Source organism: Xanthobacter autotrophicus, assembly GCF_030015065.1.
GTDB classification, from domain to species: Bacteria; Pseudomonadota; Alphaproteobacteria; order Rhizobiales; family Xanthobacteraceae; genus Xanthobacter; species Xanthobacter autotrophicus_D.
Window position 1 is genome coordinate 1 of the sequence record NZ_JAIVFN010000198.1, and the last position, 4,712, is coordinate 4,712.

3 protein-coding genes are annotated in these 4,712 nt (G+C 69.9%); 2 read left to right on the plus strand and 1 reads right to left on the minus strand.

What is annotated here, in order from left to right; genetic code table 11:
• Positions 1-120 precede the first annotated feature (120 nt).
• Complete coding sequence (locus tag K9U40_RS22055) at positions 121-1,032, minus strand: IclR family transcriptional regulator (protein WP_282892258.1); 912 nt, start codon at positions 1,030-1,032, stop codon at positions 121-123.
• Positions 1,033-1,230: 198 nt separating this feature from the next.
• Here K9U40_RS22055 and K9U40_RS22060 point away from each other — a divergent pair, with 198 nt between their 5' ends.
• Together K9U40_RS22060 and K9U40_RS22065 are read left to right on the plus strand one after the other, a co-directional pair.
• Complete coding sequence (locus tag K9U40_RS22060) at positions 1,231-2,250, plus strand: TRAP transporter substrate-binding protein (RefSeq protein WP_282892259.1); 1,020 nt, start codon at positions 1,231-1,233, stop codon at positions 2,248-2,250.
• Between the two features lie 282 nt (positions 2,251-2,532).
• A complete protein-coding gene (locus K9U40_RS22065) occupies positions 2,533-4,389 on the plus strand; it encodes a TRAP transporter large permease subunit (protein WP_282892260.1) in 1,857 nt (618 codons plus the stop codon).
• The last annotated feature ends 323 nt before the right edge of the window (positions 4,390-4,712 follow it).

Below are 4,712 nucleotides of genomic sequence, written 5' to 3' on the forward strand. Positions count from 1 at the left end.
GGGCAGATGCGATGGGCGCCGGGCACAGCGCCCTCGCCCTCCGGCAGCCCCCTCCCCGACCCTCTCCCGCAAGCGGGAGAGGGAGAGCGGCGGCGCTTGGCCGGAGGGAGCGGGGGAACATCACGGTGCGACTTTGGCGACGGCGCGCCCGTGCGGACGCACGCCAGGGGGATGCTCGCCGAGGGGCCGGCGGCCGAGGGCGGCTTCCAGCGCCTCGGCCTCGCGCCGGAGCAGGGGTACCAACTGAAGCTGCCGCTCGGGCGAGAGCCGGCTTTCGATGGCGGCGATGGAGAGCGCCCCCGCCGGGCGCCCGTCCGGCCCCAGCACCGGCACGCCGATGCCCCAGGAGCCGGCGACATAAAGGCCGGGATTGAGCGCATAGCCGCGGGCGCGGGCGTCCGCCACGTGCTCGCGCAGCAGGCGCACGCTGTAGCCGGGATAGGCGCTTTCCAAAGCCTCGGCATTGGCGGCCAGCATGCGCTCCACCTCCTCGTCCGGCAAAGCGGCGAGGAGCGCGAGGCCGCCCGCGCCGATGCCGAGCGGATGGCGGTCTCCCGCCTGCAGCACATGGGTGCGGATGGGCCAGGTGCCCTCCTCCCGGTGCAGGCACACCGAGAAGGCGCCGCGCGGCACGGAGAGGAAGGCGCAGTCGCCGCTGGCGCGGGCGATGCGGGCGAGGCCGTCGAGCGCGAGGGCATGGATGCCGAAGCGGGTGCCGGCCAGGGTGCCGAGCACATAGGCTTCCGGCCCGATGTGATAGCGCCGCGTCACCTCGTCCTGGTCGAGGAGGCCGGTGCGCACCAGCGCCAGCAGCACCCGCCGCGCGGTCGGCTTGGGCAGGCCCGACGCCCGCACGAGATCGCTGAGCCGCGCGCCCTCGGGGGCCGCCCGGCCCACCATGATGAGCAGCGCCACCGCCCGCTCGATGCTCTGCGTCCCCCCGCCCGCCGCGATTTCACCTGCGGATTCGCCGCCGGCCAGATCCGGCTCGAGGCCGGGCCGGACGGAGGAGGACTTCGGTGCCCGTCCCACGCGCGCTCCCCTGATCCAATATGTGGACCTGGATGTTGATATCATTGAGATCGCCGCAGCGCAGCGTCTTCGACGACCATAATAGGCTTGCGAAAATCCCACAAGCGGGCCAGCATGAGCCTGGGATCAAGAGGTCCATATACTGGACCCGAATGAGGAAACCGGTCCGAACGGGCCGCACGAGGAGGAGCATCGAGGATGACGCTGAACCGTCGCACCCTTTTCAAGGCCGGCGCGGCCGGCGCGCTTGCGGGCGGCGTGTTCGCCCCCTTCGTCGCGCGCGCGCAGGGCGCGGAATTCTCCTACAAATACGCCAACAACCTGCCGATCACGCACCCCATGAACGTGCGCGCCGGCGAGATGGCGGACAAGATCAGGGCCGAGACCCAGGGCCGCGTCGAGATCAAGGTGTTCCCCTCCAGCCAGCTCGGCGGCGACACCGACATGCTGAGCCAGCTGCGCTCGGGCGGCATCGAGTTCTTCACCCTCTCCCCGCTCATCCTCTCCACCCTGGTGCCCAACGCCTCGGTAAGCGGCATCGGCTTCGCCTTCCCGGACTATGCGAGCGTCTGGAAGGCCATGGACGGCGAGCTCGGCACCTATGTGCGCGGCCAGATCGCCAAGGCCGGCATCGTCGCCATGGACAAGATCTGGGACAACGGCTTCCGCCAGATCACCACCTCCACCAGGCCCATCGAGACCGCGGCCGACCTGAAGGGCCTGAAGATCCGCGTCCCGGTCTCCCCGCTCTGGACCTCCATGTTCAAGGCGTTCGAGAGCGCGCCCGCGAGCCTCAACTTCGCCGAGGTCTACACCGCGCTCCAGACCCGCACCGTGGACGCACAGGAAAACCCCCTCGCCATCATCGCCACGGCGAAGCTCTACGAGGTGCAGAAATACTGCTCCGTCACCAACCACATGTGGGACGGCTTCTGGTTCCTCGCCAACCGCCGCGCCTTCGAGCGCCTGCCGGACGACCTGCGCACCATCGTGGCGAAAAACATCAACGCCGCCGGCCTGAAGGAGCGCGAGGACGTGCTCGTGCTGAACAATACCCTGCGCAAGGAGCTGAGCGAGAAGGGCCTCGCCTTCAACGAGCCCAAGGTGGACTCGTTCCGCGAGCAGCTGCGCAAGGCCGGCTTCTACGCCGAGTGGAAGGGCAAGTATGGCGACGAGGCCTGGTCCATCCTCGAAACCTATACGGGCAAGCTGTCCTGAGCGTCCGGGACCGGCCCATCCCCTGTGGGGAGGTGCCGGCCCCGCAGCGCGCCGCATCGTCATGGCCGGACGCGGGCATGGAGAGGCCGCCTGCGGAATGCTCGCCCCGCGTCCCGAAGCCGAGAGCCGGACCCGAGGGGTCGCCGCCCGCCGCACCTTTGGGAAGCGGGCACAGAGTGGACGCTTCCGGCCAATCGGGGCATGACATCCCCTGATATGCACGCCGCCCCGGCAACCCGGGGCAGAGCTGCGCGCCGAGACGACCGCAACGGAACCCCCACCATGGCCACCGCCGACGACATTCTGCCCCTCGCCGCCGAGACCGACGCGCGCCGCGGCTCGGCCTTCATGCGGCCGGTGGAGGCCATCGCCGCGCTGCTGCTCGTGGTGGTGGTCACCCTGCTGCTGGCCGGCGCGCTGTCGCGCTACCTGCTGGCGCTGCCCATCATCTGGGGCGACGAGGTCGCCTCCATCTGCTTCATCTGGCTCGCCATGCTGGGCTCGGTCATCGCCATCGACCGCAACGAGCACCTGCGCCTGACCCTGTTCCTCGGCCTCCTGCCGCACGATGCGCGACGCTTCGTGGACACGCTGGCGCTGCTTTTGGTCGCGACCCTGCTGGTGGCCCTCGCCTATCCCGCCTACGACTACGCGTCGGAGGAAAGCTTCATCACCCTGCCCGCCCTCGGCATTCCCGGCAGCGTGCGCGCGGCGGCCCTGCCGGTGGGCATCTGCGCCATGGCGGCGCTCGCCGTGGCCTCCGCCGTGCGGCGCTCCACGGTGCGCGACCTCGCACTGTCGCTCGGCGTCATCGCCTTCGTGCTCGGCGCGCTGTGGCTCGCGAGCCCCGCTTTGATGAAGGCCGGCAACACCGCCATCGTCATCTGCCTCGTGGGCTTCGTGGTGGTGGCGCTGGCGGCCGGCGTGCCCATCGCCTTCTGCTTCGGCATCGGCACCGCCTCCTATCTCGCCTTCGCCACCCGGGTGCCGCTCATCGTCATGATCGGCCGCATGGACGAGGGCATGTCCAGCCTCATCCTGCTGTCGGTGCCGGTCTTCGTGCTGCTCGGCTGCATCCTCGACCATACGGGCATGGGCAAGGCGATCGTGGATTTCCTCGCCTCCCTGCTCGGCCATGTGAAGGCCGGCATGTCCTATGTGCTGCTCGGCTCGCTGTTCGTGGTCTCGGGCATTTCCGGCTCCAAGGTCTCCGACATGGCGACGGTGGCCCCGGCCCTGTTCCCGGAGATGAAGCGGCGCGGCCACAAGCCGAGGGAGATGATCGCGCTGCTTGCCACCGGCGCCGCCATGGCCGACACGGTGCCGCCCTCCATCGTGCTGATCGTGCTCGGCTCGGTGGCGGGGGTGTCCATCGCGGCCCTGTTCACCTCAGGCTTCGTGGTGGCCATGGTGCTGCTCGCCGTCCTCGCCGCGCTGGCGCGCCTGAAGGCGCGGGACGAGGACATGACCGGCGTCACGCGCCCCTCCGCCGGCCTTGTCTGGCGCACCCTGCTGGTGGCGGCGCCGGCGCTGGTGCTGCCCTTCCTCATCCGCAGCGCGGTGTCGGGCGGCGTCGCCACCGCCACCGAGGTCTCCACCATCGCCGTGGTCTACGCGCTGTTCGTGGGCATCGTGCTCTATGGCGGCATCTCGCTGCGCACCTTCTACCGCATGCTGGTGGAGACGGCGGCCCTCACCGGGGCCATCCTCGTCATCCTCGCCTGCGCGGTGGGCATGGCCTGGGCCATCACCCAGGCCGGCATCGCCAACGAACTGGCCAGCCTCATGGCCGCCCTGCCCGGCGGCTGGATCGGCTTCATGGCGGTGAGCATCATCGTCTTCCTGGTGCTGGGCTGCATCCTGGAAGGCCTGCCGGCCATCGTGCTCATGGCGCCGCTGATGTATCCCATCGCCCGCAAGCTCGGCATCAACGACGTGCACTATTCCATGGTCATCGTCACGGCCATGAATATCGGCCTGATGACGCCGCCCATCGGCATCGGCTTCTTCCTCGCCTGCAAGATCGGCAACGTCTCGCCCGACGAGGCCATCGGCGCCATCTGGCCCTATCTGGTGGCGCTGTTCGCCGGGCTGGTGCTGGTGGCGGCGGTGCCGTGGATCTCCATCGGCATGCTGTGAGGGATGGAGCGCCCGGCGCGAACGTCACGCCGCGGCGTGGCAGCGCTCCAGCTTGCGCACGTCCCCGGATCGGGATCGTCGATCTCGCCCAGGGCGGCGGGCAGGCCGGTGTCGTCATCCTCCGGGCCGGCGAGCGGCAGCTCCACCGCGCCGGGAGCGACCGATTCGGCGAGGCTCTCCCTCTCCCGCGTGCGGGTCGTGTCTCAGCTCGAAACAAGGCGTGGTCTTGCCCCCTCTCCCGCCCGAACTCGGCTGTTGCCGAGTTCAGTTCCCAAGAGACGACGCCGGAAACATCCGGCGTCGTGCGGGGGAGGGTTGGGGAG